Origin of the sequence: Cupriavidus phytohabitans, assembly GCF_017815025.1 — a bacterium.
In the GTDB taxonomy this organism is placed as follows: domain Bacteria; phylum Pseudomonadota; class Gammaproteobacteria; order Burkholderiales; family Burkholderiaceae; genus Cupriavidus.
The window spans coordinates 1-273 of the sequence record NZ_JAGIQB010000298.1; the positions used below are offsets into that span (position 1 = coordinate 1).

General features: G+C 60.4%; 1 protein-coding gene. It reads right to left on the reverse strand.

The window, feature by feature from the left end; all coding sequences use genetic code 11:
• A partial coding sequence (locus tag J8I34_RS34555; protein WP_209808666.1) for a transposase occupies window positions 1–273 on the reverse strand: 273 nt, incomplete at both ends.

Genomic DNA, 273 nt, shown 5'->3' on the forward strand with positions numbered 1-273 from the left:
GCGCACGAGGTTGTAGGCGGCTATGCTTAGCACAAACATCTGGTCGACCTTCTTGAGTCCGCGCACCATCACCTGACGCATGCGCCCCACGGTCTTGATCCACCCAAAGCCTTGTTCGATCAGCTTGCGCTTTTGTTGCGAGACCGCATAACCGGCGCTGCAAGCAATGGCGTCAGGAACGGCCGAGCGCCGCCCCGAGGTGTTCTGTGCCACGTGGGGAGTCACCTTCATTTCCAGGCAGGCCTGGATGAACTCCTGCGCGTCGTAGCCCTT